The organism is Rhizobium sp. 05L429 (assembly GCF_056397645.1).
The window spans coordinates 28,877-55,111 of the sequence record NZ_JBFTNV010000018.1; the positions used below are offsets into that span (position 1 = coordinate 28,877).

The 26,235-nt window shown below is 58.9% G+C and carries 29 protein-coding genes, 1 tRNA gene and 1 pseudogene; 18 read left to right on the forward strand and 13 right to left on the reverse strand.

All coding sequences use genetic code 11. The annotated features are described in order from the left end of the window. The first annotated feature begins 805 nt into the window (after positions 1 to 805). The 4 genes from AC1DNW_RS19385 to tig all read left to right on the forward strand — a co-directional run bounded on the left by AC1DNW_RS19385 (position 806) and on the right by tig (position 4,415). Positions 806 to 1,909, forward strand: a complete 1,104-nt coding sequence (locus AC1DNW_RS19385; protein ID WP_477854089.1) for a DUF2157 domain-containing protein — start codon at positions 806 to 808, stop codon at positions 1,907 to 1,909. Further along, positions 1,906 to 2,496, forward strand: a complete 591-nt coding sequence (locus AC1DNW_RS19390) for a GDYXXLXY domain-containing protein (protein ID WP_113311607.1) — start codon at positions 1,906 to 1,908, stop codon at positions 2,494 to 2,496. Before AC1DNW_RS19385 ends, AC1DNW_RS19390 begins: the two co-directional genes overlap by 4 nt. Positions 2,497 to 2,650: 154 nt before the next feature. Then, a tRNA-Leu gene (locus AC1DNW_RS19395) sits at positions 2,651 to 2,735 on the forward strand. 186 nt (positions 2,736 to 2,921) lie between these two features. Next, entirely contained in the window at positions 2,922 to 4,415 is a 1,494-nt protein-coding gene (gene tig / locus AC1DNW_RS19400; protein WP_113311608.1) for a trigger factor, read from the forward strand. A 177-nt stretch (positions 4,416 to 4,592) separates the two neighbouring features. Here the strand turns inward: tig and AC1DNW_RS19405 are convergent, their stop codons facing one another. The 5 genes from AC1DNW_RS19405 to map all read right to left on the reverse strand — a co-directional run bounded on the left by AC1DNW_RS19405 (position 4,593) and on the right by map (position 10,514). After that, positions 4,593 to 6,374, reverse strand: a complete 1,782-nt coding sequence (locus tag AC1DNW_RS19405) for a radical SAM protein (protein ID WP_113295696.1) — start codon at positions 6,372 to 6,374, stop codon at positions 4,593 to 4,595. A 311-nt stretch (positions 6,375 to 6,685) separates the two neighbouring features. Then, entirely contained in the window at positions 6,686 to 8,092 is a 1,407-nt protein-coding gene (sthA, locus tag AC1DNW_RS19410; RefSeq protein ID WP_477854118.1) for a Si-specific NAD(P)(+) transhydrogenase, read from the reverse strand. Between the two features lie 98 nt (positions 8,093 to 8,190). Then, on the reverse strand, positions 8,191 to 8,781 hold the full coding sequence (locus AC1DNW_RS19415; RefSeq protein WP_113311609.1) for a dual specificity protein phosphatase family protein: 591 nt from the start codon (positions 8,779 to 8,781) through the stop codon (positions 8,191 to 8,193). Between the two features lie 72 nt (positions 8,782 to 8,853). Next, entirely contained in the window at positions 8,854 to 9,669 is an 816-nt protein-coding gene (gene radC / locus AC1DNW_RS19420) for a RadC family protein (RefSeq protein ID WP_113311610.1), read from the reverse strand. Positions 9,670 to 9,677: 8 nt separating this feature from the next. Next, entirely contained in the window at positions 9,678 to 10,514 is an 837-nt protein-coding gene (gene map / locus AC1DNW_RS19425) for a type I methionyl aminopeptidase (protein WP_477854090.1), read from the reverse strand. Positions 10,515 to 10,760: 246 nt separating this feature from the next. On the opposite strand from map, the gene AC1DNW_RS19430 reads away from it, so the two are divergent. The 3 genes from AC1DNW_RS19430 (at position 10,761) to AC1DNW_RS19440 (ending at position 12,040) form a co-directional block, all read left to right on the forward strand. Beyond that, a complete protein-coding gene (locus tag AC1DNW_RS19430) occupies positions 10,761 to 11,420 on the forward strand; it encodes a TetR/AcrR family transcriptional regulator (protein WP_113311611.1) in 660 nt (219 codons plus the stop codon). A 120-nt stretch (positions 11,421 to 11,540) separates the two neighbouring features. After that, on the forward strand, positions 11,541 to 11,714 hold the full coding sequence (locus AC1DNW_RS19435) for a hypothetical protein (RefSeq protein ID WP_477854091.1): 174 nt from the start codon (positions 11,541 to 11,543) through the stop codon (positions 11,712 to 11,714). Further along, positions 11,711 to 12,040: a DUF6105 family protein gene (locus AC1DNW_RS19440; protein WP_113311612.1), complete on the forward strand. Its 330-nt coding sequence runs from the start codon at positions 11,711 to 11,713 to the stop codon at positions 12,038 to 12,040. Before AC1DNW_RS19435 ends, AC1DNW_RS19440 begins: the two co-directional genes overlap by 4 nt. Here AC1DNW_RS19440 and ruvX read toward each other — a convergent pair. Then, positions 11,980 to 12,471: a Holliday junction resolvase RuvX gene (gene ruvX / locus AC1DNW_RS19445; protein WP_113311613.1), complete on the reverse strand. Its 492-nt coding sequence runs from the start codon at positions 12,469 to 12,471 to the stop codon at positions 11,980 to 11,982. The genes AC1DNW_RS19440 and ruvX overlap by 61 nt on opposite strands. A 177-nt stretch (positions 12,472 to 12,648) precedes the next feature. On the opposite strand from ruvX, the gene AC1DNW_RS19450 reads away from it, so the two are divergent. The 5 genes and pseudogenes from AC1DNW_RS19450 to AC1DNW_RS19470 all read left to right on the forward strand — a co-directional run bounded on the left by AC1DNW_RS19450 (position 12,649) and on the right by AC1DNW_RS19470 (position 16,162). Further along, complete coding sequence (locus AC1DNW_RS19450; protein WP_113311614.1) at positions 12,649 to 13,353, forward strand: metal-dependent hydrolase; 705 nt, start codon at positions 12,649 to 12,651, stop codon at positions 13,351 to 13,353. 125 nt (positions 13,354 to 13,478) lie between these two features. Then, on the forward strand, positions 13,479 to 13,766 hold the full coding sequence (gene gatC, locus AC1DNW_RS19455; protein WP_113295688.1) for an Asp-tRNA(Asn)/Glu-tRNA(Gln) amidotransferase subunit GatC: 288 nt from the start codon (positions 13,479 to 13,481) through the stop codon (positions 13,764 to 13,766). Positions 13,767 to 13,824: 58 nt separating this feature from the next. Then, positions 13,825 to 15,306: an Asp-tRNA(Asn)/Glu-tRNA(Gln) amidotransferase subunit GatA gene (gatA, locus tag AC1DNW_RS19460; protein ID WP_477854092.1), complete on the forward strand. Its 1,482-nt coding sequence runs from the start codon at positions 13,825 to 13,827 to the stop codon at positions 15,304 to 15,306. A gap of 115 nt (positions 15,307 to 15,421) precedes the next feature. Continuing rightward, positions 15,422 to 15,813: pseudogene (locus tag AC1DNW_RS19465) on the forward strand (SPFH domain-containing protein); the annotation flags it as partial. Positions 15,814 to 15,886: 73 nt separating this feature from the next. Continuing rightward, complete coding sequence (locus AC1DNW_RS19470) at positions 15,887 to 16,162, forward strand: hypothetical protein (RefSeq protein WP_477854093.1); 276 nt, start codon at positions 15,887 to 15,889, stop codon at positions 16,160 to 16,162. Between the two features lie 52 nt (positions 16,163 to 16,214). Here the strand turns inward: AC1DNW_RS19470 and AC1DNW_RS19475 are convergent, their stop codons facing one another. Beyond that, the gene (locus AC1DNW_RS19475) at positions 16,215 to 16,469 is read right to left on the reverse strand and encodes a YjhX family toxin (protein ID WP_113311615.1); all 255 of its coding nucleotides are present in this window, start codon (positions 16,467 to 16,469) and stop codon (positions 16,215 to 16,217) included. A 417-nt stretch (positions 16,470 to 16,886) separates the two neighbouring features. Here AC1DNW_RS19475 and AC1DNW_RS19480 point away from each other — a divergent pair, with 417 nt between their 5' ends. From AC1DNW_RS19480 to AC1DNW_RS19505, 6 genes are all read left to right on the forward strand, one after another. Then, positions 16,887 to 17,396: a GNAT family N-acetyltransferase gene (locus AC1DNW_RS19480; protein WP_113295684.1), complete on the forward strand. Its 510-nt coding sequence runs from the start codon at positions 16,887 to 16,889 to the stop codon at positions 17,394 to 17,396. 89 nt (positions 17,397 to 17,485) lie between these two features. Next, entirely contained in the window at positions 17,486 to 18,988 is a 1,503-nt protein-coding gene (gene gatB / locus AC1DNW_RS19485) for an Asp-tRNA(Asn)/Glu-tRNA(Gln) amidotransferase subunit GatB (protein ID WP_477854094.1), read from the forward strand. 65 nt (positions 18,989 to 19,053) lie between these two features. Then, positions 19,054 to 19,560 (forward strand): GNAT family N-acetyltransferase, encoded by a 507-nt coding sequence (locus tag AC1DNW_RS19490; RefSeq protein WP_113295682.1) that lies wholly within the window; start codon positions 19,054 to 19,056, stop codon positions 19,558 to 19,560. Beyond that, positions 19,561 to 20,028, forward strand: a complete 468-nt coding sequence (locus AC1DNW_RS19495) for an N-acetyltransferase family protein (protein ID WP_477854095.1) — start codon at positions 19,561 to 19,563, stop codon at positions 20,026 to 20,028. 101 nt (positions 20,029 to 20,129) lie between these two features. Further along, positions 20,130 to 20,525 carry an NADH:ubiquinone oxidoreductase subunit NDUFA12 gene (locus tag AC1DNW_RS19500; RefSeq protein ID WP_113295680.1) on the forward strand — a complete coding sequence of 132 codons (396 nt, stop codon included), beginning with the start codon at positions 20,130 to 20,132 and terminating at the stop codon, positions 20,523 to 20,525. A gap of 116 nt (positions 20,526 to 20,641) precedes the next feature. Next, positions 20,642 to 21,079: a DUF2155 domain-containing protein gene (locus AC1DNW_RS19505; protein ID WP_113295679.1), complete on the forward strand. Its 438-nt coding sequence runs from the start codon at positions 20,642 to 20,644 to the stop codon at positions 21,077 to 21,079. A 117-nt stretch (positions 21,080 to 21,196) separates the two neighbouring features. On the opposite strand, the gene AC1DNW_RS19510 is transcribed toward AC1DNW_RS19505, so the two are convergent. From AC1DNW_RS19510 to AC1DNW_RS19535, 6 genes are all read right to left on the reverse strand, one after another. Beyond that, positions 21,197 to 22,126 carry a DUF2167 domain-containing protein gene (locus AC1DNW_RS19510; RefSeq protein WP_477854096.1) on the reverse strand — a complete coding sequence of 310 codons (930 nt, stop codon included), beginning with the start codon at positions 22,124 to 22,126 and terminating at the stop codon, positions 21,197 to 21,199. Between the two features lie 74 nt (positions 22,127 to 22,200). Further along, positions 22,201 to 22,818: a leucyl/phenylalanyl-tRNA--protein transferase gene (gene aat, locus AC1DNW_RS19515; RefSeq protein ID WP_113311619.1), complete on the reverse strand. Its 618-nt coding sequence runs from the start codon at positions 22,816 to 22,818 to the stop codon at positions 22,201 to 22,203. A gap of 7 nt (positions 22,819 to 22,825) precedes the next feature. Continuing rightward, entirely contained in the window at positions 22,826 to 24,178 is a 1,353-nt protein-coding gene (gene accC / locus AC1DNW_RS19520; RefSeq protein WP_113311620.1) for an acetyl-CoA carboxylase biotin carboxylase subunit, read from the reverse strand. Between the two features lie 10 nt (positions 24,179 to 24,188). Next, the gene (gene accB / locus AC1DNW_RS19525; protein ID WP_113295675.1) at positions 24,189 to 24,656 is read right to left on the reverse strand and encodes an acetyl-CoA carboxylase biotin carboxyl carrier protein; all 468 of its coding nucleotides are present in this window, start codon (positions 24,654 to 24,656) and stop codon (positions 24,189 to 24,191) included. Positions 24,657 to 24,677: 21 nt separating this feature from the next. Beyond that, positions 24,678 to 25,115: a type II 3-dehydroquinate dehydratase gene (gene aroQ / locus AC1DNW_RS19530; RefSeq protein WP_007825196.1), complete on the reverse strand. Its 438-nt coding sequence runs from the start codon at positions 25,113 to 25,115 to the stop codon at positions 24,678 to 24,680. Between the two features lie 244 nt (positions 25,116 to 25,359). Beyond that, positions 25,360 to 26,118 carry a DsbA family protein gene (locus tag AC1DNW_RS19535; protein ID WP_113295674.1) on the reverse strand — a complete coding sequence of 253 codons (759 nt, stop codon included), beginning with the start codon at positions 26,116 to 26,118 and terminating at the stop codon, positions 25,360 to 25,362. Positions 26,119 to 26,235 lie beyond the last annotated feature (117 nt).

The following is a 26,235-nucleotide window of genomic DNA, read 5'->3' on the forward strand; positions in this document are numbered from 1 at the left end:
GGCGCTGACCTCTATTTGATGGCCAGAATATATGTTGCGCCGCGAAGAACTAACAGAGCCAAGATTTCAAGTCACCTATGCGTGATTCGCAAGGCTCAACCAGTTATTTGCACGCTTTGGTCATTTTCTGGTCAATGAATAGGCAGAATGATTTTCTCTCACGCCGCCACATTCGCGGATGGATATTTGGTCGGCTTTGGTGTCCGCGAATAGTCTTTTCCCTGTAGGCGCACTTCGCCATACATCAACGGCGAAGAACATTGGGCCCCGTGCTCCAAAGCGCTCCCCGACCGTCTCAAGCGGCTTAACGATTGCTTCACCCTGATTAACGCGAAAGCCTGAAAAGCCACCATCCTAATCGTTTAACCACCTGTTAAGCAAAACGCCCACCGGGGGAGGATCCGGTGGGCGTCATGATGGTGACTGGCAACTGGGAGGAGGAGTGTTGCCAGTCTATCGCAGGGCGCTGGGAGGAGGAGTGCGCGTCTGCGAATCTTATCACGGACATATCATCCGCAGGCTTCCGGAAAACCGGGCCGGGGAGCCATCCCCGTGCTTCGATGTACAGTAAATAGTATGACTTTTGAGTATTTTGCAGTGCAATATATTCATGAGGGCTATGCGGCTCATGCATGCCTTCCTGCGATGCTCATATATTAGTAATAGTGCGGTTAGTATTTCGTTAACGAGCGACCCAATTTAGACCAGTGAAGAATTTGCATATTTCGAATGTCGGCGTTTCCGCGAGGCAATCCTGCGCTATAAAGGCAAAAGCCGAAGATGGCGGATCAATGCGGGGTAKGGCATGTATCGCGGCAGATTGGAGCGGGATTTCTCGCTCTGGGTGGAGAAGGGACTTCTGCAGAAGGGGACGGCAGAGGCGCTGCTTGCCGAATACGATGCGCGTCCGGCAAGTTTCAGCCTCGGCCGCGTGCTGATGGGGCTGGCAGCCGTGCTACTCGGTGCGGCTCTGCTGCTGCTCGTCGCTTCAAACTGGGAGTATATCCCGCGCCTCGTCCGTGTCGGTCTGATGCTGGTGCTGATCTGGGCTGTTCATATCGGTGCTGCACTTCTTCTTATGCGTGGTGCGCTGGCCTCCGCCAGCGGCCTGCTCATCATCGGCGCGTTGAGCTTTGGCGGCGCCATCTCCCTCGTCGGCCAGATGTATCATCTCTCTGGCGACGAACAGACGGTCATGTATCTCTGGTTTGCGGTGGCGACCGTTTCGGCGGTTCTTTTCCGCTCGGCCGCGGTGACGGCCGTCGCGGGCTTCCTCTCCTGGGCCTCCTTTGCCGTCTACCTTGAGAATTTCGATACGCGCTGGTTCGGCCTTGGCCCTTATGCGCCGTTGGTGATGGGGGCTGCTATCATCGGCCTGGTGCGCTTCACCGGCGCCGACCGCGCCCGTCATCTAGCTTATCTGTTGGTGGTCGGCTGGCTGGCCTGGCTCTATGTGTTGACTGACGAGATTTCCGTGGCGATTGCCTTCGCGGTCTTCGGCATGGCGGCTTTCCTGCTGACCGCCTTGCCTGTCCCCCCGATTTCCACGCTCGTCAGATCGGCGGGCGCTGCTCCGGCATTCTACAGCTTTCTCGTCGCCATCATGGGATTGTTCCTGCTTCATATGGAGATKGACGAAGGCGGCCGTATGGTCGTGCTTGGTCTGCTGACGCTTGGCGCCGCCGTTGTGGCGATCGTGCTGCATGGCCGGGACAATGGGGCGGTACGCTACCTTGCCTATGGCGCCTTCGCAGCCGAAATGCTCTATCTTGCCTCGGTGACGGTCGGCACGATCCTCGGCACGTCCAGCCTCTTCCTGTTCTCGGGCCTGGTGGTCGCAGCCGTCGCCTGGGTCGTCATCCGCCTCGAAAGACGCTTCGCGGCAGGCCGCGTGGAGGAACGCGCATGAGCTTTGCCTTCGCAAGACCGCAAACCGGCCGCTTCTATATCGTCGCTGCAATCCTGGTCGCCGGCCTGCAGACGTTGATCCTCGGTTACATCATTCAGAGCCGAGCTTCGATTCTGGCCAATGGCACTGAAGTGCTGCTCAAAACCGCTCCCGTGGATCCGCGCGATTTCCTGCGTGGCGATTATGTGGTGCTGAACTATGACATATCGTCGGTCCCGGTCTCGACGGTTACTGGCGGCATTCCGGCGAAAGCGGGGGAGCAGACCCTGTGGGTTCGCCTCAAGCGCCAGCAGGATGGCTTCTGGGGCATTGTCGAATCGTCGTTTAAGGAACTGCCGGCACAGCCGGATACAGTCGTCCTGCGCAGCGTGCCTTTCTACAGCTATGGGCCTGATAATGGTGACATGATCCGGGTCGAATACGGAATCGAACGCTATTACGTGCCGGAAGGCGAAGGAAAGCCGCTGGAGGAGGCGCGCAACGAGGGCGTCGTCTCCATTGCCGCAAGCATTTCCTCCTCCGGCGCTGCGCAGATCCGCAGCCTCGTGGTCGACGGCAAACCGGCCTATGAGGAGCCGCTCTATTGAGAGGCGAGGCCGGTAATGGGAACGATGCGCTTTTGCCCGCAAATCGCTGTCATTTGCCGTTCATTTTTCCTTTGCCTGTTCTAAATCGGGTGATATAGAGACGCCGCGCTCCGGAAGGCCTCATGTGCAGGCATATGCATGCGGTTTTGCGAACGCGGGTATGGTGAAATTGGTAGACACGCCAGATTTAGGTTCTGGTGCCGTAAGGCGTGGGAGTTCAAGTCTCTCTACCCGCACCAAGCTGCCTTGCAGKGCGGGAGGACTGGAACTTGGTTGTCCCGGATACCCGGAAAGCGAGTGCTGTTCCGCTTCGGACGGAACGAACAGGAATTGAGAAAAAGCCACGCGCGGCAGTTGGCCGGCGTCGTGCTCACCGAAACGAACGGCGTCTGGGCACGGCCGTCACTGAATGAAGGTAGGAAGACATGCAGGTTATCGAAACKCTCGCTGAAGGGCTGAAGCGCGAAATCAAGGTCGTTATCCCGGCCAAGGACATGGAAAACAAGATGAATGAACGCCTTGCCGACGTAAAGGACAAGGTGCGCATCAATGGTTTCCGTCCGGGCAAGGTTCCGGCCGGTCACCTCAAGAAGCTCTACGGCAAGTCCGTTATGGCCGATCTCGTCAACGAGATCGTCCGCGACCAGCCGACGCAGATCCTGTCCAGCCGCGGCGAAAAGTCGGCCACCCAGCCGGAAATCGCCATGACGGAAGACAAGGACGAGGCAGACAAGATCCTCGCCGCCGAGCAGGATTTCGAATTCACGCTCTCCTACGAAGTTCTTCCGCCGATCGAACTGAAGTCCAACAACGGCATCAAGGTCGTTCGCGAAGTCGTCGAAATTTCCGATGACGAAGTCAACGAGCAGGTTCTCAAGGTCGCCGAAAGCGCCCGCGACTACGCCGAAAAGAAGGGCAAGGCTGCCAACGGCGACCGCGTCAAGATGGACTATGTCGGCAAGGTCGACGGCGTCGCCTTCGACGGCGGCACCGATCAGGATGCCGAACTGGTTCTCGGCTCCGGCCGTTTCATTCCGGGCTTCGAAGAGCAGCTCGTCGGCCTCAAGGCTGGCGACGAGAAGACCATCAATGTCACCTTCCCGGCCGATTATCCGGCCAAGAACCTCGCCGGTTCGGAAGCGACCTTCGACGTCACCGTCAAGGAAGTTGCTGCTCCGGCCGACGTCGAGATCAACGATGAACTTGCCACCAAGCTCGGCCTCGAATCGGCTGACCGTCTCAAGGAAATTGTCCGCGGCCAGATCGAATCGCAGTACGGCTCGCTGACGCGCCAGAAGCTGAAGCGTCAGATCCTCGACCAGCTCGACGAGATGTACAAGTTCGAAACCCCGTCCAAGCTCGTCGAAGCTGAATATAACGGCATCTGGAACCAGGTCAGCAACGACCTCGCCCAGTCCGGCAAGACCTTCGAGGATGAGGACACCACCGAAGAGCAGGCGCGCGAAGAATACCAGAAGCTCGCTGAGCGCCGCGTTCGCCTCGGTCTCGTTCTCTCCGAAATCGGCGAAAAGGCCGGCGTCGAAGTCAGCGAAGACGAAATGCAGCGCGCGATCTACGAACAGCTGCGCCAGTATCCGGGCCAGGAAAAGCAGATCCTCGAATTCTTCCGCAGCCAGCCGGGTGCCGCCGCTTCGATCCGCGCTCCGATCTTCGAAGAAAAGGTCATCGACCACCTGCTCACCGAAATCGACGTCACCGACAAGAAGGTGACGAAGGAGGAGCTGCTCGCCGACGAAGAAGGCGAAGCTTCCGAGAAGGCCGACACCAAGAAGGCTGCTCCGAAGAAGAAGGCTGCCGCCAAGGCTGAGGCTTCTGAAGAAGTTGCTGAAGGCGAAGAAGCCGCTCCGAAGAAGAAGGCCGCTCCGAAGAAGAAGGCTTCCGAAGACAGCGCCGAATAATCGGCTCCTTCGCACTGAAATTCAAAAAGCCCTGCCGCATGCGGCAGGGCTTTTTTGTTGAGGCTATAAGGTCAGGCGCTGAAATCGCAGATCGCGTGCTGGCCGATGCGTAGATTCAAAGAGCTAGAGCGCAGCGCGTCCGATTGGACGCACCGCGCTCTAGCTCTAAGGACCCGGTCAGACGGCTTTGCGCGCGTGTGTGAGTTCGGCGACCTTCTTGATATGGCTGACGGCGGCAGTGCCGCCGGCCGTCTTGGTGAAGAGGTCGAGAACCTCTTCCTCATCCTCACCGACCGGTGTCAGAGCCTTGTCCATGTAGTTCTTGACGCCGGCCTCGCGTGCAATCAGGAAAGCCGAAACGCTGAGGCCGATGATCGTGCCGGCCAGGGAAATATGCTTGCGGGCCGTGTCGAAGGCAAAACGCGGCCAGAACAGCAGCGGATGTTCGCGCTTCAGGCCGGGGCGCCGCTCCGAGGGATGCTTCAGGCGCATAAGGCCGCTCTGCAGCGGATGGACGTTCTCCAGCGGCACGGTCGTCGCAAACGACACCAGCACCTTGACGAGACTGCTCAGCTTGATGCCGGACGCCACAGCGCGGCGCAGCAGGGTCTTCATATGGTCGGGTGAATAGTAGAGCGACCAGGCCTCCTGATAGATGCTCTCCCATTCCTGCTTGCTCATCTTCGGATGCGCGGTGCAGACGTGCTCAACGTCGTAGATATTGAGATCGGCATCCATTTCGACGCCCTTCTTCCAGAGAACCTGATGATCCTCGGAGCCCGGCAGGGGGGTCAGAATGAAAAACTCGATGACATCGAGCGGTAATTCTTCCTGAATGATCTTGATGTCGCGGCGGATCGACTCCGGCGTGTCTGCCGGAAAGCCCAGAATATAACCGGCGAGCGTCATGATGCCCTGCGCCTTCCAGGCAAGCAGCATCTTACGATATTCGGTGATCTTGTTCTGGTTCTTCTTGGCGGCGGTCAGATTATCCGGATTGACGTTCTCGAGACCGATGAAGACGCGCGTGACACCGGCGCGCTTCGATTTCTCGATGAAGTTCGGGATCTTGTGGCAGAGCGTGTCCACCTGGATCATCAGGCCGAGCGGAATACCGTCCTTTTCCCTGAGCTCGATCAGCCGGTCGAAGATCGCTTCCCAGTCCTTGTTGCGGGCGAAATTGTCGTCGGTGATGAAGAATTTATGGATGCCCTGCGCCCAGTTCATGCGCACCAGCTTTTCCACATCGTCAGCCGAGCGGAAGCGGGATTTGCGGCCCTGCACGTTGATGATTGTGCAGAACGAGCATTGATAGGGACAACCGCGGCCCGCATCGAAGCTGGTGCTGAGGCCGAGCGTGCGCTGGATATTGTCCTTCGGCAGGAAAGGCACCGGTGTGCCGCCGATGCCGGGAAGATCGTTCATGAAATTGTAGAGCGGTTTCAGCTCGCCGGCGGCTGCGTCGCGCAGCACCATCTCCAGCCGCCCTTCGGCTTCGCCGGCAAACATGGAAACGCCCATCTTGCGGCATTCCTCGAGGCCGATCGCGTCGCCACTCAGCATCGACAGGCATCCCGAGATATGGAAGCCGCCCATCGAAACCGGCAGTCCGGCATCGCGGAACGGGCGGGCGATATCGAGCGCACGGGGATACTGGTTGGACTGGACGCCGATAAGCGCGATCATCCCGAAATTGTCATTGCGTTTGAACTGGGAGATCAGCGCCGCAAAATCGATCCGCGTATTTGTCTCGTCAATGACGGTGATGTCGATGGCGGTGTCGGCCCCAAGCACCTGCCGCTCGGCACATTCGGCGGCAATCCCGTAGATGGCGGCCAGCGAATTGGACGGAATCATCGCCCGCCACCAACGAATCACATAGCCGTCGTCGTCATAATGCGACGGCTTTATCAGGATGAGCTGAAACCGCCTGCGAGCAGCCTCTGAAATTTGGGCCAAAATAATTATCTTTCGTTGTTGGCTGCACACCGGACCTTGATGGCGTCGCAGGCCGGTCTAAGACATGGGTTTCATGCTGTCGAAAGGCGCGCACCATACTTGGGAAGGCGATTAACAAAACGCAATAGAATAACGCAAGGCACGAGCAGCGCCGACCTTACCAATATCTTTTGACATAGGATATAGGCAGTTCGAGGACCTCTTGATCGTCGCCAACAATGTTTCGACGGCCTCGCCGCAGTCGGTACAAAGCCCGCGGACCAGCAGCTCTCAGGTCCCAGCATGAAAGACGAGGGAAATCCCTCGCTTCCTCAGAGCTCTGACTTGATGTCGCCCATTCGATTCCCAGCGTCGAGGCCGGCGATCTTGTAGGCCTCGGCAAGCGTCGGGTAGTTGAAGGTATTTTCGACAAAATATTCGACGGTACCCTTCAGGTTCAGCACGGCCTGGCCGATATGCACCAGCTCGGTGGCACCTTCGCCGACGATGTGTACACCGAGCAGTCGGCGCGTCTTCAGCGAAAAGATCAGCTTCAGGAGGCCGGTCTCGAGGCCCATGATGTGGCCACGCGAGGTTTCGCGGAACCGGGCGATGCCGCATTCGTAGGGAATGCCGCGCTCCTTCATTTCCTCTTCCGTCAGGCCGCATGTTGAGATTTCCGGCACGGCATAAATGCCGTAGGGGAAATATTTCTGCGGCTCCTTAGCGACGGCGCCGATTGCGACGCGCGCTGCGATGCGGCCCTGCTCCATCGACGTGGACGCAAGGCTCGGGAAGCCGACGACATCGCCGGCGGCATAAATATTCGGTACCGAGGTCTGGAAAGTCTCGGGATTGACCTTCAGGCGGCCACGGCTGTCGGCTTCGATACCAACTGCGTGCAGGTTCAGCGTATCGGTGGCGCCCATACGCCCGGCGGCAAAAAGCACCATGTCGGTCACGAGATGCCGGCCGCTATCGAGCGTAAGCTGCACCTTGCCGCTATCGAGTCGTTCAACCTTCTCAGCCTTCGTGCCGAGCAGCAACTTCATGTTGCGGTCGCGCAGCTGATAGGTGAAGTCTTCGACGATTTCCTTGTCGATGAAGTCGAGCATGGTCGATTTCGGATCGATGACGGTTACGGCCGTATCCAGCGCCGAAAAGATCGTTGCATATTCGATGCCGATAACGCCGGCGCCGATGACGACCATGCTGCGCGGYAATTCCTCCATATCGAGCAACTCGTCGCTATCGAGCACGGTCTTGCCGTCGAAGGGCATGTAGTCGGGCCGGAAGGGCTTGGTGCCGACGGCGAGCAGAATGCTGGCGCCGGTCACCGTCATGGTTTCGCCGTCGTCCTTGATGACCTGCAATGTCGTGGAATCGATAAAGCTCGCCTTGCCGCGAATATGCTGCACGCGGTTGCGCGCAAACTGGTGTTCGAGCACTTCCACTTCGTGGTCGAGCGTGATCAGCAGCCGGCGGCRCAGGTCTTCGGCGCTGATTTCCTGCTTGACGCGGTAGCTGCGGCCATAAAAGCCGCGCTCACGCCAGCCGGAAAGATTGAGTGCAGTTTCACGCAGCGTCTTGGAAGGGATCGTGCCGGTATGGACGGACACGCCGCCGACACGCTTTCCCTGCTCGATGACCAGCACTTTCTTGCCGAGTTTTGCAGCCTGGATCGCGCCACGGCGCCCTGCCGGACCGCTGCCTACTACCACGAGATCGTACTGGAACATCATTTAGCCCCGAACTGGAATTGGAATCATATTGCGACGCGAAATGTCGCGCGTTCATCGGTAGCCGGTCAATGTTACAGTTTGTAATTCGGCGCAGTTTAGGAGTTCAAAAAGCCGAACATCGGCTCAAGTCGCTCGAATGTGCGGTCCATCGCATAGGCGCCGATGAAGAAAAGCGACAAATGGCCATACGTCAACGAGATCTGCGATTCAGCTGCCATCTCGCCTTCCTTGGCAACGCCGGCTACGTAGATGGCTGAAGCCAGCCCCGTACGGTCGGCGCCGGCCTTGCAGTGAATGAGCATGGGTTTCGGTGCGGCGGCCATGATCGCCATCAGCTGGCGCCCTTCCTCGATGGAGAGTTCCTTCGTCGCAGACATGCGGAAATCGATATGCTGGACATTGAGGCCCTTCGCTGCGGCGACTTCTTTGTCATACCAGGCCTCGCCACTGCTGTCGCCGCGCAGGTTCAGTACGGATTTGATGCCATACTCCTTGACGAGTTCGCCGAGCTTTGCAGGGGAGGGCTGAGCGGAGCGGTAGACCTGGCCATCGACCACCGCATGCACATTGGTCGAAAGCTGCAGGTAACCGAGATAGAGAACGGTAACGACGAGCAGCAGAAGTGTCAGCCTTATCAGCGATTGAAGGCTCGGCGGCGCGTACAAGCGACCAAGAGAAATGCCCATATTTCCCGTCCTGTTGTCAGTCGCTCAGCTTGAAGAATGCCAAGATGGCTTTTTCATGCCTTAGCCGTGTTCTTATATCAAACGCAGGCCTTTGAGGCTTGCCTGTCCGTCTTTACCGATGATGATGTGATCGTGGATGGCGATACCGAGCGGTTTTGCCGCATCGATGATCATCTTCGTCATGTCGATATCGGCGCGCGATGGGGTGGGGTCGCCCGACGGATGGTTGTGCACCAGAATCAGCGCCGTTGCCGAAAGCTCAAGCGCCCGCCTCACCACCTCACGCGGATAGACAGGTGTGTGGTCCACGGTTCCGCGCCCCTGCACCTCGTCGGCGATCAGCGTATTGCGTTTGTCGAGGAACAGAATGCGGAACTGCTCGCGCGTTTCATGCGCCATTGCCGCATGGCAATACTGGATGACCGACGACCACGAAGAAAGCACCTGCTTATCCCTCAGCTCGCTCTTCAGCGTGCGATGGCCAATGGTGGATATCAGCTTCAGATCGAGCGCCACTGCCTCTCCGACGCCTTTGACCTCCTGCAGCAGTGCTGCAGGTGCGCCGAAGACGCCGGCAAGCGAGCCGAAGCGGTCGATCAATGCCTTGGCGATCGGCTTCGTATCGCGGCGCGGGATCAGCCGAAAAAGCAGGAGTTCGAGGATTTCATAATCGGCAAGCGCCGTATCGCCATGTTCGCGGAAGCGGTTGCGCAGCCTCTCGCGATGGCCGTGATAATGCTCTTCCTTGACGGGCAGGGCGGTTTTTTTGGCGGGAGCTGCAGCCTTTGACGGCTGTCCGAAAAACGCCCGTTCGTCTGCCACGAGATCGTCGTCCGTGTCGAAAGGCAGTTCGTCATCGCCAGCCTGCGGAACGGGCCCTTTCGCCATCGACAATGTCACCCGTTGAGCGGTGGCAGGCCCGGCCGGTCGAGGCCGGCGGGCGAAAGCGTGAAGATTTCGCAGCCGTTTGCGGTCACGCCGATCGTATGTTCGTACTGTGCTGATAGCGACCGGTCGCGCGTCACGGCGGTCCAGCCGTCAGCTAGTACCTTCACGTGCGGGCGTCCGAGATTGATCATCGGCTCGATGGTGAAGATCATACCTTCGCGCAGTTCCGGCCCTTCATTGGCGCGGCCGTAATGCAGGATGTTCGGCGAATCGTGGAAAAGGCGGCCGACACCATGGCCGCAGAAATCGCGCACCACGGAGCAGCGCTCGGCTTCGGCGTAGGTCTGGATCGCTTCGCCGATCGCGCCGGTGCGGGCGCCGGGATGCACGGCGGCGATACCACGCATCAGCGACTCATAGGTCACTTCGAGCAGCCGTTCGGCAGCGCGCTTGACCTGGCCGACCGGATACATCCGGCTCGAATCCCCATGCCAGCCATCAACGACGAAGGTCACGTCGATGTTGACGATATCGCCCTCGCGAAGCGGCTTGTCGTCGGGAATGCCGTGACAGACCACATGGTTGATCGAGGTGCAGGTGGACTTCGTATAGCCGCGATAGTTCAGCGTTGCCGGATAGGCACCGTGATCCATGCCGAATTCGAAAACGAAGCGATCGATTTCATTGGTTGCGAGACCTGGCTTGACGATGTCGGCAAGCGCATCGAGGCAGCGTGCGGTCAGCTGGCACGCGTTGCGCATTCCCTCGAATGCTTMAGGGCCATAAAGCCTGATGGCGCCCGTATTTTTCGGCGGCGCGGAGGAGGCTTCGATATAATTCACCATTGCAAGGCCTTAGCAGAAATTGTCGTCTCTGTTCATAATGCAGCTATGCCKGGTTCGTCCATCGCGATCAACCGCATGGCCAAGATTTCTCGGGGCGTTGCATCGGGTGAAAAATGCCGCCGGGCCGCCCGCCAGCGTTAGCAGAGCTGAAGACCATCAATATCCACAGTCTTCTCAATAAGATAGGATTGTAGGTGGAAAATTCCACTGTTACTCACCGATTGGTGACAGACCGGGGTTGACCGAATGCTGAATGAAACTGCCGTGGCCGTGCTCGAACAGACGAGTGCCGCTGAGCCTGAAAAGCGTATMCGCGATAGAAGCGCCACCGAGCGCGCCATCCTGAAGGCGGCCAAGAACCTGCTGGCCGAAGAAGGCTTCCAGAATTTCGGCATCAATGCCGTCGCCCGCCGCTCCGGCTGCGACAAGCAACTTATCTACCGTTATTATGGCGGTCTCGATGGTCTCGTCGAGGCGATCGGCGCCGATCTCGGCAACTGGGTCAAGGACCGCATCCCCGAAGATACCGGCGGCATGTTCCTCTTGACTTATGGCGACCTCATGGAGCGGCTGGCGCTGCTTTTCCTGGAAGCGCTGCGCGACGATCCGCTGATGCGCCGCATCGTCGCCTGGGAAGTGTCCGAAAATACCGAGCAGGTGAGGCGGCTTTCCGAAGCGCGCTCCAAGGCGCTCGGCCAGTGGCTCGATCGCATGCGCGGCTCGCTGGCGCCTCCGAAGGGCATCGACACCGCAGCCGTCAATGCGCTGATCTTTGCGTCGATCCAGCATCTGGTGCTTTCTGCTGCCGCAGGCGGTCAGTGCGCGGGCCTGGTGCTGAAGAACGCCAAGGACTGGGAGAAGGCGGCAACAGCGCTGAAGCGGCTGGTGCGCGGCGTTTACGGCTGAGTAATCCACAGGCTCCGTCCGCCCGTTAACCTTAACAATTGGTTTACGTTGCCTGGTGCCGGTTAACTCGCCAGTGTGGTCTACAGTAGAAATGTAACGAGTGTGGACCCGAGTTCAGTCATGGGAACCAGAATCGCCAGAACCGCGTTGCTTCTCGCGGCGATGATGTTTTTCGCTGTGCTGGCGCTGGATATCGCCGTGCCAACGCTCGTACTCTGCATCATGGCATCGTCGGTCCGGCTCGTTTCCTTTGAAATGCCGGTCCTGCACAAGCACGAAGGAGAGGCCGCATGAAGTGGTTTCTGATCTTCTGGGCCGGTCCGATCGTCTTCCTGGCGGGCTGGTACTGGCTTTCTTATTACGATCTGAACTTCGGCATCTTCATGCTGACGCGGCAGGTCCATGACCTGACTTTCCAGCTCTACGGCAAGGTGCTCGGCCTTCCGCCGCAGGAAATCCCACCGCTCGTCGCCCGCGCGATTGCGGTCGACAGCCTCGTCGTCTTCGCCATCATGGGCTTCCGCAAGCGCCGTCAGATCGCCGCCTGGTGGAAGGCGCGTCACGCCTCGGGATCGTCGACAGATCTCGCCAGCAAGGAAAGCCTGTCGAGCGCTCCCTGAAGGATGAAGCTCGCCGCTGCGGAATCGATCCGTTCGGCGCGTTTTGCCCGCGAAACATCCATTTCCAGCAAGGCCCGTTCGGCGGCCACGGTCGACAGCCGCTCGTCCCAATAGACAAAGGGAAGAGCGGTTTTCTGCTCCATGTTACGCACGAAGGCCCGCGTCGCCTGCACGCGCGGCCCTGCCGATCCATCCATGTTCATGGGCAGGCCGATGACGAAGGCTGCGACTTTTTCTTTCGTGGCAAAGGCCAGCAGGGTCTCGGCATCKATGGTGAATTTCTCGCGCTTGATGACCGGGCGCGGCGTGGCGAAGCGGCGACCGAGATCGGACATGGAAAGCCCGATCGTCTTGGTGCCGAGATCGAGGCCGGCGATTGCCTGTCCAGGCCCGATCGTTTCGGCCAGTTCCTCGATCGTCAGCACCGTCATTGCTCTGTCATCCCGTCAAGAGAAATTGAAGTTCCCACCGCTTTTCTTTGCGGCCATATCGGCTATGTCCTTAGAGCAATTCGAGGAAAAGTGCGAAACGGTTTTCCGCCGCTAAGGGCGTCGCACTGCTCTGGTCCCGAAATCGTCTTTCGCACCACATAATCAAGGAGACTTTTCATGAAGATCACCTGGCTCGGCCATTCTGCTTTCCGTATCGAAACGAAAGCCGCCAAAATCCTGATCGATCCCTTCCTGACCTATAATTCGTCCTTCGTCGGCCAGGATATCAAGAACGTGACCAACGGTATCACCCATATCCTGCTGACGCACGGCCATGGCGACCATGTCGGTGATACCGTCCAGATTGCCAAGGATACCGGCGCCATCGTTCTCGCCAATGCCGACCTTGCTTCCTGGCTCGGGACCAAGGGCGTCGACAAGCTCGAAATGGGCAATACCGGCGGCACGGTCCCGCTCGGCAGCTTCACCGCCACCTTCACCAATGCGCTGCATTCCTCCGCGCAGACCACCGAAGACGGCGTTTCGCATTCGCTCGGCAGCGCGAACGGTCTCGTACTGCATTTCGAGGATGAACCGAGCCTCTTCCACATGGGCGACACGGATATCTTCTCTGACATGGCGCTGATCAACGAGTTGCACCAGCCGGACATCGGCATCGTTCCGATCGGCGACCGCTTCACCATGGGTGGCGCGGTGGCAGCTCTCGCTTGCCAGCGTTACTTCAACTTCAAGACGGCGATCCCCTGCCACTACGGCACCTTCCCGATCATCGACCAGACGCCGGAAAAATTCATTGCCGGCATGGAAGCCTCGAAGACGCAAGTGAAGGCGCCTAAGCCCGGCGAAAGCCTGTCGCTCTGAAGCCCAAGCTCTCAAATACCCAAGGATTTGAGGGCTGGAATTATGCGTTGCCGAAAAGGCAAACCCGTTGCACAGGACGGACATGGTCTTTATAGCGGTAGGAAAATTCCTATCCGGAGAATGCCATGTCCGTCGATCTCGCCACCGTTAAGCGCGTTGCGCGCCTTGCTCGTATTGCCGTCTCGGAAGAAGAGGCAAATCGCATGGTCGGTGAGTTGAACGGCATCCTCGGCTTCGTCGAGCAGCTTTCCGAAGTTGATGTCGAGGGTGTCGAGGCCATGACCTCGGTAACGCCGATGGACATGAAGAAGCGCACCGATGTCGTCAATGACGGCAACAAGGCCGCCGATGTCGTTGCCAATGCGCCGATAACCGACCACAATTTCTTCCTGGTGCCGAAAGTCGTCGAATAAGGTTTTGACCGCCTCTTTCCGACCCTGTTGCCATTTCCAGATCTGAAGCGAAAACACGATGAGCGAACTCACCAGCCTGACCATTGCCGAAGCCCGCCAGAAGCTGCGCGGCAAGGAAATCACCGCAACCGAACTGACCGMGGCCTATATCTCGGCTATCGACKCGGCCAATGGTCACCTTAACGCCTATATCAAGGTCACGCCGGATCTTGCACGCGTCATGGCAAAGAATTCCGACGAGCGCATCGCCGCCGGAAAGGCGGGCGATCTCGAAGGCATTCCGCTCGGTATCAAGGACCTCTTCGCAACCGTGGGCGTGCACACCCAGGCCTGCAGCCATATCCTCGATGGTTTCGAACCACGTTATGAATCCACCGTAACCCAGAACCTATGGGATGACGGCGCCGTCATGCTCGGTAAGCTCAACATGGACGAGTTCGCGATGGGCTCCTCCAACGAAACCTCGCACTATGGCGCGGTCATCAACCCCTGGCGCGCGGCAGGCTCCAACCAGCAGCTCGTACCGGGCGGTTCTTCCGGTGGTTCGGCCTCAGCCGTTGCCGCCCATCTCTGTGCCGGAGCGACTGCAACCGATACCGGCGGCTCGATCCGCCAGCCGGCCGCCTTTACCGGTACCGTTGGTATCAAGCCGACCTATGGTCGTTGCTCGCGCTGGGGCACAGTTGCTTTCGCCTCCTCTCTCGATCAGGCCGGCCCGATCGCCCGGGACGTTCGCGATGCCGCTATCCTGCTGAAATCGATGGCAAGCGTCGATGCCAAGGACACGACCTCGGTCGACCTGCCGGTACCGGATTACGAAGCCGCCATCGGCCAGTCGCTGAAGGGCATGAAGATCGGCATCCCGAACGAATACCGTGTCGACGGCATGCCCGACGAGATCGAAGCCATCTGGCAACAGGGCATTGCCTGGCTGAAGGATGCTGGTGCCGAGATCGTCAACATTTCTCTGCCGCACACCAAATATGCTCTGCCGGCCTATTACATCGTAGCCCCCGCCGAAGCCTCTTCGAACCTCGCCCGCTATGACGGCGTGCGCTACGGCTTGCGCGTCGACGGCAAGGATATCCTTGAGATGTACGAGAAGACGCGCGCCGCCGGATTCGGCCAGGARGTCAAGCGCCGCATCATGATCGGTACCTATGTGCTCTCGGCCGGCTATTACGACGCCTATTACCTGCGCGCCCAGAAGGTTCGCACGCTGATCAAACGCGATTTCGAACTCGCCTTCGATGCCGGCGTTGATGCCATCCTGACGCCGGCTACTCCGTCCTCCGCCTTCGGTGTCGCCGACGAGAACCTCGCTGCCGATCCGGTAAAGATGTACCTCAACGATATCTTCACGGTGACGGTCAACATGGCCGGCCTGCCGGGCATCGCCGTTCCCGCCGGTCTGGACCATAAGGGCCTGCCGCTCGGACTGCAGCTCATCGGCAAGGCCTTTGACGAGGAAACCCTTTTCAAAACCGCCCATGTCATCGAACAGGCCGCCGGCAAGTTCACGCCGGCCAAGTGGTGGTAACCGGCTTACCGATCCAAAAGATTACAGACGCCGGCCACAAAATGGTCGGCGTCGTTGATTCTGCCGGTCCGTTTGTAGACGCAATTGGCCCAGCGCTAGTACAGCCGCCGCACGCTTGGCAGCCTTGACGCTTGATCAGATTCTTGAGCGTAAGGTGACGATCAATACTGAGGCAGCCGAGAAGGTCCGCGAGGACATGGCGACGATCGGTATTGAGGTCTCCGGTATCGAACTCAAGGATGTGACCTGCCGGGCGAAATGCGCGAGATCCTCAACCAGGTCGTTGCGGCTGAGAAGCAGGCCGAAGCGAACGTCATTCGCCGCCGTGAGGAAACGAATGCCACGCGTTCGCTCCTCAACACGGCAAAGGTCATGGCCGAAAATCCGGTCATGCTGCGTCTGAAGGAGCTGGAGGCTCTTGAAACCATCGCCGGCAAGGTTGGTCACCTGACCATCCACAACGGTACGGGCGGGTTGATGAACGACATCATCAATCTGCGCGATTGAAGAAAGGCAGGCGCCGTCTCGGATTTCGAGCCGGCGCCTGTTATAGAGGGAGAACTTTGCGGGAGAGGGTCTCATGCCGAAACAGGATCTTGCGCGGTTGATCGAGGCATTTGATCGCCTCTCTGCCAGCGGCTTTAAAATGGGCGCGGAGTGGGAGGTGGTTCACGAAATCTGCCAGAACCATGAAGGCGAGCAGCCCTTCGATTGGGGCCATGCCCTTTGCCACCATGTCGAAGGCGATGACTGGAACGCCGGCTATTGGTATCGACGCGCCGGCAAGRCGGTCGGCACAGGCACGATCGCCGAGGAGTGGACGGCAATGCGTACCGAGCTTTCCGAGAAGCTTTGAAACTCTCCTGGCCGCACGGCAACATCGCCGCGCGGCCAGGCTCTTGTCATACCTATTTGTTATCGAGTTGCGCTCTGACGAGCTTCAGCCCTCTCTCGGTAATCCGATATGGCTGACCGGCGGAAGACTTGATCGCCTTCAGCCGTTTCAGCTTGCGGAAAAGCTCCAGACCGAAGCCGGGATAGACCCAGCCGTCGCGGGTGAAGCAGCTCACCATCTCGATTTTTCTGTTGTCGCGGGTAATTTCGATACGGCCGCCCTGGGCCATAAGGTGCAGGATGCGCTGTTCTGCGCGTGAGATGTCCATTGCTGTTGATCCGGAAACGCGCCTTCATGAAGGCGCACGAAAACGATCTGGCGTTCGGAATTATCCGATACGCCGCGGCTTCGTTTTTCGGGCCCATGCGCGCGAGGCTGTGCTTGCGGGCAGGGGCCTTTACCGGGTCTCAGACAGGTTAGACATAAACACCTCTAGGCAATTCCAGCAAAAGTGTTCAGCTGTTTTGCGTCCGGAATTGCGTGAAACAAAGAGATAGAGTGTTTTCGTATTTCGCAGAAAACGGAAATACTCTATCGGGCTTTTTATCAGTAACCACAATCCGGTCAAGCAGGCGCAGCGGAACAAAAGCTGCCGATAACATGCTTTCGCTTCTTCATCTCATTGTAGGGACTGGAAAATTGCCCGACTCAATGGTCTACTCCCTGTTGTAGAGCGGAGGTGCCATTGATCCACATTCGCAATGCCCGCGAAGGCGAAACGGAGCTCTTGAGCGAGATTGGCTTGCGAGCCTGGCAGAGAGCGATGGCATTGATCGGCGAATCGGACGCCATGACGGATGGAGCCCGCACTGCCTTCAGGACTTTTGTAGATAATAACTGGCTGACCATCACGGTCGTCGAGCAGAACGGACAGGTTGCCGGTTGGGCGGCGCGCGAGGGGCTGGACGAGACGATTTCCGACTTCTGGATCGCCCCGACCTTCAATCGCCGGGGGCTCGGCACTGCGCTGCTGGAGCATATTGAGGCCGATATTTTCGAGCGGGGCTTCGAGGAGGCAGCAATGCAGACCCATTCGGGAAATTCCGAGGCGATCGCCTTCTTCCAGAAGCATGGCTACGCGATCCGCTGGCTGTCGGTAGCCTATAATCCGAAGCTTGACCGCGATGTGCCATCGGTCGGTCTCAGCAAGCATCTCGGTCCGCAAGAGCCGGAAGGTTACGGTCCCGGTTTCTAGACCTCTTCCCGGGGCACTGAAAGCCTTGCACCGGCAGGCCATTTCCTTTACCTCACCAGTTGAAAAGAACAGCCTTCGAAGAGCATCTCATGACCATTGTCGACGTTCGCACGCCTGATCAGAAACGTTATATCCCCGGCGCCACCGGTGATTGGGAAGTCATCATCGGCCTGGAAGTCCATGCCCAGGTGCTCTCCAATTCCAAGCTTTTCTCCGGCGCTTCGACGGAGTTCGGCAAGCCGCAAAATTCGAACGTCTCACTCGTCGATGCGGCCATGCCCGGCATGTTGCCCGTCATCAACGAGGAATGCGTCAAGCAGGCTGTGCGCACCGGCCTCGGCCTGAAGGCGCAGATCAACAATCGTTCGGTCTTCGACCGCAAGAATTATTTCTATCCCGACCTGCCGCAGGGCTATCAGATCTCGCAGTACAAGGATCCAATCGTCGGCGAAGGCAAGATCGTCATCTCCCTCGGCCCTGACCGTCAGGGCCAGTTCGAGGATATCGAAATCGGCATCGAGCGCCTGCACCTGGAGCAGGATGCCGGCAAGTCGATGCACGACCAGCATCCGACCATGTCCTATGTGGACCTGAACCGCTCCGGCGTAGCGCTGATGGAAATAGTCTCCAAGCCGGATATGCGCACCTCGGATGAGGCCAAGGCCTACATGACGAAGCTGCGCTCGATCGTGCGCTACCTCGGCACCTGCGACGGCAACATGGACGAAGGCTCAATGCGTGCCGACGTCAACGTCTCCGTGCGCCGTCCGGGCGAGCCCTTCGGGACGCGCTGCGAAATCAAGAACGTCAACTCCATCCGCTTCATCGGCCAGGCAATCGAATTCGAAGCCCGCCGGCAGATTGGCATTATCGAGGATGGGGGCACGATCGATCAGGAAACCCGCTTGTTCGACGCGAACAAGGGCGAGACGCGGTCCATGCGCACCAAGGAAGATGCGCATGACTATCGCTACTTCCCCGATCCGGACCTGCTGCCGCTAGAATTCGACKACGCCTTCGTCAGCGATCTCGCACAGCATCTGCCGGAACTGCCCGACGACAAGAAGGAGCGCTTCGTCCGCGAGCTCGGCCTCTCGATCTACGACGCCTCCGTGCTCGTCTCGGAAAAGGCGATTGCCGATTACTTCGAAGCCGTTGCGGAAGGCCGCGACGGCAAGGCGGCGGCCAACTGGGTTATCAACGATCTGCTCGGCGCACTGAACCGCACCGGCAAGGATATCGAGGAAACGCCGGTTTCTCCGGCCCAGCTCGGTGCCATCATCGACCTCATCAAGGCTGAGACCATCTCCGGCAAGATCGCCAAGGATGTTTTCGAGATCGTGCTCAACGAAGGCGGCGACCCGGCCGAAATCGTCGAGACGCGCGGCCTGAAGCAGGTGACGGATACCGGCGCGATCGAAAAGGCCGTCGATGAGATCATCGCTGCCAATCCGGACCAGGTTGCCAAGGTTCAGGCCAAGCCGACGCTTGCCGGCTGGTTCGTCGGTCAGGTGATGAAGGCGACGGGTGGCAAGGCCAACCCGCAGGCCGTGCAAGCGCTCGTCAAGGCCAAGCTCGGCATCGAGGAATAAGCCAACGGCATCAGCCGAATGGTGTGAAGCGGTTTTCGGAAGGCCGATGCCGCCGGGAGAAAGTCTTGGTTTATTTCGTCCGAACAGCCAGCGAGCGCGATCTCGACAAGGTTCGCGCCCTCCTGGTCGAGAGCTTTCATGCTGCCTATGATGCCGGCCACGGCATTGCGAAGGTCAACGAACTGATCGCCAATCTCTTTTCGCCGACTGCGCTGAAGGCGCGGCTCACGAAGAAGAACGCCGAATTCCTCGTTGCCGATGACGGCCGCGACATCGGTGGCATGGGCTATGCGGCAATGTCGGACGAGATGACGAAGACGGTCATGCTGCACCTCCTCTACATCCGGCCGGATCAACAGCGACAGGGCATCGGGCGCGATATCTTCGCCGAGCTGGAAACCTGCTTTCCGGATGCGGAGATCATGCGGCTGGAAGTCGAGGTGCAAAACCACGAAGCCATTCATTTCTACACGCGGCTCGGTTTCGTCGAGTCCGGCCGCAAGGAGAACAGTGGTCCCGGCCAGTCCGGCATTCCGACACTGGTCTTCGAAAAGGCGCTCGAGCCGCATTGAATGGCATCGGGCGACATTATCATCCGCGAGGCACGTGAGGCCGATCTGCCGGCATTGATCGCCATGTTCGCCGCCGATCCGCTGGGCGGCCATGGCGACACGACCGATGTTGAGGTCTATCCGGATTATGCCGGCGCCTTCGCGACGATCGCGGCGTCTTCCAATCAAACGCTTTATGTCGCCGAACTGGCAGGCGACGTCGCCGGCACCTTCCAGACGATGATCACCACATCGCTGAACGGACGCGGCGCATCCGCCATGATCATCGAGGCGGTGCAGACGCGCGCCGATCTGCGCGGGCAGGGCATCGGCGCTCGAATGATCGAATTTGCCATTGCCGAGGCGAAAAGTCGCGGTGTCCGGCTCRTGCAGTTGACATCGAATGCGGCGCGCAAGGATGCCCACCGCTTCTATGAAAGGCTGGGCTTCAAGCCGTCGCATCTCGGTTTCAAGATGGCCCTGAAATGACCGCAGTTTCGGTGGGAATCACTGGACAATTCGGCTTGGCGGCGGCATAAGCGAAAAGCCTATCTGCTTTCGTCCGCGTCCTGCGGCCACGAGGAAAAGACATGATCAAGTTCCTGCTGCACACCTTCACTTGGTGGAACAACTACACCTTCGGCACGCTGTTCGCCCTTCGTGGCTTCAAGCGCGTTGGTGAAGATGAGTTGGGCAATGTCTATTATGAAGGCGGTCTTTCTTCTTACGGCCTGCCGAAGCGCTGGGTGATCTACAAGGGTTACGCCGAAGCTTCCGCCATTCCTCCGGGCTGGCATGGCTGGATGCATCACCGCACCAATGTTGCGCCGTCGCAGGAAAATTACGTTGCCAAGGAATGGCAGAAACCGCACCGCGCCAACCCGACCGGCTCGCCCCAGGCCTACCGCCCGCCGGGCTCGCTCTCGGTTGCCGGCGAACGTCCGCGCGTAACCGGCGACTATGACGCCTGGACGCCGGGCAACTGAGCATCGGCATCCGATAGCGGGTTCTGACCCGCGCTTTGGCCACAATTGACCTTTACCCGCAGGTTGGCCGCAATCGCTGCGGCCATGAACCTGATATGTGCTGGAGACGGGTAGATATGAAGCTTTCCCTGCGAAACACGGTCCTGCCGGCTGCGGGAGCTGTATCGCTGGCGCTTTCCGCCGGGCTTCTTTCCACTCCAGTACAGGCTGCCCGCATCGATAATCCGGTCGCCGTCTTCTCCGGCCTCGACAAGATCACCGGCCGCATCACCACTTTCGATGTCTATGTCAACGAGACAGTTCAGTTCGGCGCCCTGCAGGTCACGCCGAAGGCCTGTTATTCACGCGACCAGTCGGAAGCCCAGAAGATCGACGGTTTCGTCGAAGTCGATGAGATCACGCTGGACCGCAAGATCCGCCGCATCTTCACCGGCTGGATGTTTGCCGACAGCCCCGGCCTCAACGCCGTTGAGCATCCGATCTATGACGTCTGGCTGAAGGACTGCAAACAGAACTCGGATGTCCCGGCACCGGATAGCGCCGGCGCGAAGTAAGAGCGGCCGCCTTATCGGCAGGTCTTTCAGCCGAAAATCGACCATGGCGACGAGATAACCGCCGCGCAGGTGCGTGTCGCACAAAACCCGTTCGATGCGACACGCCCGCAGACGGTACTATGCGTTGGGCGTTTTCTTGCCGGTGAAGAGCCTCTTCACAAAGCTCAGCGCCCCGCCAAACACCACAAATACCAGGATCCAGGCCTTCTTGAGAAAAACGGCGGCCATGGCCAGCAAGCCGACCTTCGCGGCCACCTTGGCGCCGGCACCGGCAGCGATCATCCCCGCCATGCCGTAGGCAGCGATCTTGTCGCCATCCACATAATCGCCGTAGGTCATCCCCTTGTCGAACTGCACGAGGTTGGTGACGGTCGGGATGGCGGTCTCGATTTCTTTCAGCTCCGCAAGGCCGGCGATGAAATCGAACTCCAGAACACCTTCGCGCCCGAGCACGCGCACGGAATAGTTCAGGGTGTGGTCCGCCTTCATGTCATCGCCGAACAGCAGATCGCGCGCCCAGTGCAGCGCATGTGCAGACTTGTCATAGTGCGGCGCGGAAGCCCAGCCGATCAGCGTGATCCTCGGAAAGCCCTGCTTCTGGCGCTCGGCATTGTTCTCGCTGATGGAATCCTTGATATTCTGCAGCAGTTCGTCAAAGTCGGTCGTTGCCGCGTCCGCATCCGAGACATATCCATCCGCCTTGTACTCGACGATCGAACCCCAGGATCCGACATCCGTCGGCGCATATTTGGCCGGGAATATCATTCCAAGCGTCCCCTCGGCTGCTGTAACAGGGTTTCCCCAGATATCGACAAGCACCGTCTTCGTATCGGCAGGGTTGAGATAATAAAAACCGGTCGGCACGTTCAAAGTCGCCTTCGCGGCAGGCAGCTTGATCGCCCCTTGCTGGAAGTCGAGCTTTTCCAGCAATGGCTTTTCTTGATCGGAAAAGTCCGTTCTGTTTGGAAACATCTCCTGGTAGGGGCGGGCGTCGGCCGTTCCGGCAGCCAGGATAAAAAGGACCGCAACCGCAAAATATCGCTTCAAAACTCTATCCTCCATTGCATTCCAACCTTAATTGCAGTGGCTGGAAAATCAACGCTAGGATGAGGATTTCAACCTTAAAACTTAAGGTGTGGTGACTCCATCGCCGCGGCAAGCAGCAGTGCATAGTCCGCCTTCGGCACGTCGATCGCCCCGAATGTCTTCAGATGTTCCGTCGTGAATTGCGTATCGAGCAGAGTGAAGTGCTTCTGCTTCAAGCGTTCCACCAGATGCACGAGACAGATCTTCGAAGCGTCGGTCCGCCGCGAAAACATGCTTTCCCCGAAGAAGGCAGAGCCGAGCGAGACGCCGTAGAGTCCGCCKATGAGTTCATTGCCGTCCCAGGCTTCGACGGAATGGGCGTGACCCATGCGGTGCAGGGCGGAATAGAGCGTCCTGATGGTCTCGTTGATCCAGGTGCTCGGGCGATCGGATGTCTCGCTCGCGCAGGCGGTAATGACAGCATCGAAGTCACCGTTGAAGCGGATGTCGAAGGGCTTCTGCCGGATCGTCTTTCGAAGACTCTTGGAAATATGGAAGTGATCGTCGAGCGGCAGCACGCCGCGGACATCCGGTTCGACCCAGAAGATTTCCGGATCGTCGGCGGATTCGGCCATGGGAAAGAGGCCGATCGAATAGGCGCGCAGGAGGATTTCCGGGGTAATACCTGGTGACTTCCTGCGCGCTCCTGCCATTCCTGTCCTATGCTGCCGGCTTGCTGTTGGCGAGATACTTTTCCAGCCAGTGAATATCATAGTCGCCGTTGGCGATATCCTGGTTGGAAACGAGATCCTGAAACAGTGGCAGCGTCGTCTTGATTCCGTCAACGACAAATTCATCGAGGGCGCGGCGCAGACGCATCATGCATTCGACGCGCGTGCGGCCGTGGACGATCAGCTTGCCGATGAGGCTGTCGTAGTAAGGCGGGATCTTGTAGCCCTGATAGGCGCCGGAATCGATGCGAACACCAAGACCGCCAGGTGCGTGGAAATGCGTGATCGTACCGGGCGAGGGCACGAAGGTGCGCGCGTCCTCGGCATTGATGCGGCATTCGATGGCATGGCCCTGGAAGTGCACTTCGTCCTGCGTGACGGAGAGACCGCCGCCCGAGGCGACACGGATCTGCTCATGCACGAGGTCGATGCCGGTGATGGCTTCCGTGACCGGGTGTTCCACCTGCAGGCGGGTGTTCATTTCGATGAAATAGAACTCGCCGTTTTCGTAGAGGAACTCGATCGTGCCGGCGCCGCGATATTTCAGCTTCTTCATGGCGTCGGCGCAGGTCTGGCCGATCTTCATGCGCTGCTCGACATTGAGGGCGGGAGAATTGGCTTCTTCCCAGACCTTCTGGTGACGGCGCTGCAGCGAGCAGTCGCGTTCGCCAAGATGGACCGCATTGCCTTCGCCGTCGCCGAACACCTGGATTTCGATGTGGCGCGGCTTTTCGAGATACTTTTCCATATAGACGGCATCGTTACCGAAGGCTGCGGCCGCTTCGGTGCGGGCCGTCGACCATGCCTCGATCAGGTCGGCTTCGGTCTTGGCGACCTTCATGCCGCGTCCGCCGCCGCCGGCCGTTGCCTTGATCAGCACCGGATAGCCGATTTCGGCCGCCGTTTTCAGTGCGTCTTCTTCTGTCTTTACCTCACCGTCGGAGCCGGGGACAACAGGAATGCCGAGTTCCTGAGCGGTCGTCTTGGCGGTGATCTTGTCGCCCATGAGACGGATATGCTCCGCCGTCGGGCCGATGAAGGTGATGCCGTGTGCTTCGAGGATATCGGCGAACTTGGCATTTTCCGACAGGAAGCCGTAACCCGGATGCACGGCGTCGGCGCCGGTGATTTCACAGGCTGCGACGATCTGGTGGATGTTGAGGTAGCTTTCGCGCGACGGCGGAGGGCCGATGCAGACGCTCTCGTCGGCAAGGCGCACATGCATGGCGTCGGCATCAGCCGTCGAATGCACGGCCACACTTGCGATGCCGAGCTCCTTGCAGGCGCGCAGCACGCGAAGGGCGATCTCGCCTCGATTGGCTATGAGGATCTTCGAAATCATTGGCAAAGCCTTATTCGACGACGACGAGCAGCTGGCCGTATTCGACGGGCGAGCCGTCTTCGACGAGGATTTCCGTGACCTTGCCGGACTTGGGCGAGGGGATCTGGTTCATCGTCTTCATCGCTTCGATGATGAGGAGCGTCTGGCCTTCCTTGACGGTGGCGCCCACTTCGATGAACGCGCGCGCGCCCGGTGCGGGAGCCATGTAGACCGTGCCGACCATCGGCGCATTGACGGTGTTGGCCGGGTTACGGCCAGCCGGAGCTGCGACCGCAGCAGCCACCGGGGCTGCCGCAACCGGCGCCGCATAGGCAGGGCCTGCGATCGGTGCCTGGATATACTGGGGCGTGCCTGCGCGCGAAACGCGGATACGCAGATCCTCCTGTTCGACTTCGATCTCGGTCAGATCGGTGTCCTTCAGGATGTTGGCGAGATCGCGGATCAGTGCCTGATCGATAGCGGATTTCTTTTCAGCCATGAGTGTTGCCCTGTCTTCTTCTTATGCTGTGATGTTCTTCAGCGCGTGGAGCGCCAGGATGTAGCTGTGAGGCCCAAAGCCGCAGATCACGCCCTTGCATGCCGGGGCGATCATCGACTTGTGGCGGAATTCTTCCCGTGCATGCACATTGGATATGTGGAGCTCGATGACGGGAATGGAAATAGCGCGGATCGCATCATGCAGCGCGACCGACGTGTGCGTATAGGCGCCTGCATTGATGGCAACCCCGACGGCCTTTTCATCCGCTTCGTGGAACCAGTCCACCAGCGTGCCTTCGTGGTTGCTCTGCCGGAAATCGATGTCGAAACCGAGTTCGCGGCCTGCAGCCTTGCAGTCCGCCTCGATGTCCTTGAGCGTCTTGCCGCCATAGATGCCAGGTTCTCGCTTGCCCAGCATATTGAGGTTGGGCCCGTTCAGGACAAAAATCGTTTGCGTCATCGAATGTTCCGTTTGGCGCACCGGCTGTTGATCCTCTCCGGATCAGACGACCGTTACGCGGTTCACTGTATTCATCGCGTCCTGTGACAGCCTCTCGGCGGCAAAGGCACGGGAATGCGCGAGCGCCACCTATAGACTCCACGCGGGCTTATTGAAAGCCCTTACAGAATCGGCAGGGGACGCCGCGCCATGTTTGTCCACATGGCTGAAGCGCTTCGATTTAGGCGATTTGATGGGCGCGGGTTCAGCAGCTCGTCTTGCCGCAGGCCCGCATGTTCTTCACCTTGGCTTCGAGATCGTCGATGCCGACGGCGCCGGGCACCATTTCGTTGCCGATCACATAGGATGGTGTACCGCTGATACCGAGATTGGCGGCGAGCTGGTAGGTCGCCTGCATGATGTCATCGTTCGGGTTCTTTTTCATCTCCGCGCGGATCTTGTCTTCGCTGACGCCAAGAGAAGAGGCAACCTGGATCGCGGTGTCCTCCGAGGCGCGGCCATCGCTACCGAGCAGAGCCACGTGGAAATCGCTATACTTTTCCGGCGCGAGTCGGCGGAAGGCATCAGCAACGCGATGTGCCGCGACCGAATCCGGTCCGAGGATCGGGAATTCCTTCAGTACGAAGCGGACGTTTTTATCCTTCTTCAGGAGCGCCTGCATGTCGGGCAGGGCATGGCGGCAGTAGGTGCAATTGTAATCGAAGAATTCGACGACGGTGACATCGCCCGTGGGGTTGCCGAGCGTCACGTCATTTTTGGAATCGAAGATGCCGTCGGTGTTGTTCTCGATCGCCATCGTGGCCTTCACCTGCTGAGCCATCTGCTGCTTCTTCTGTAGCGCATCCTGCACATCAAGCATGATTTCCGGATTTTCGATGAGGTACTGCTTGATGAATTCACCCAGTTCCTTCTTCTGCTGGTCGTCGAATGCAAATGCCTGAGCCGGAAGGGCGATGGAGGCTGCAAGCGCCAGCGCGGTGAGCGTTTTGGAGAAGAAGGCCATGGTATCCTCGTCGTCGACGGATGGGTTTTCAAACAAAAAATACCATCGCCGGGTTAATGGGCTTGGATGCGTCTGCACCAAATTACGGCGCGTCGGGCCGCCATCAAACAGGAATTT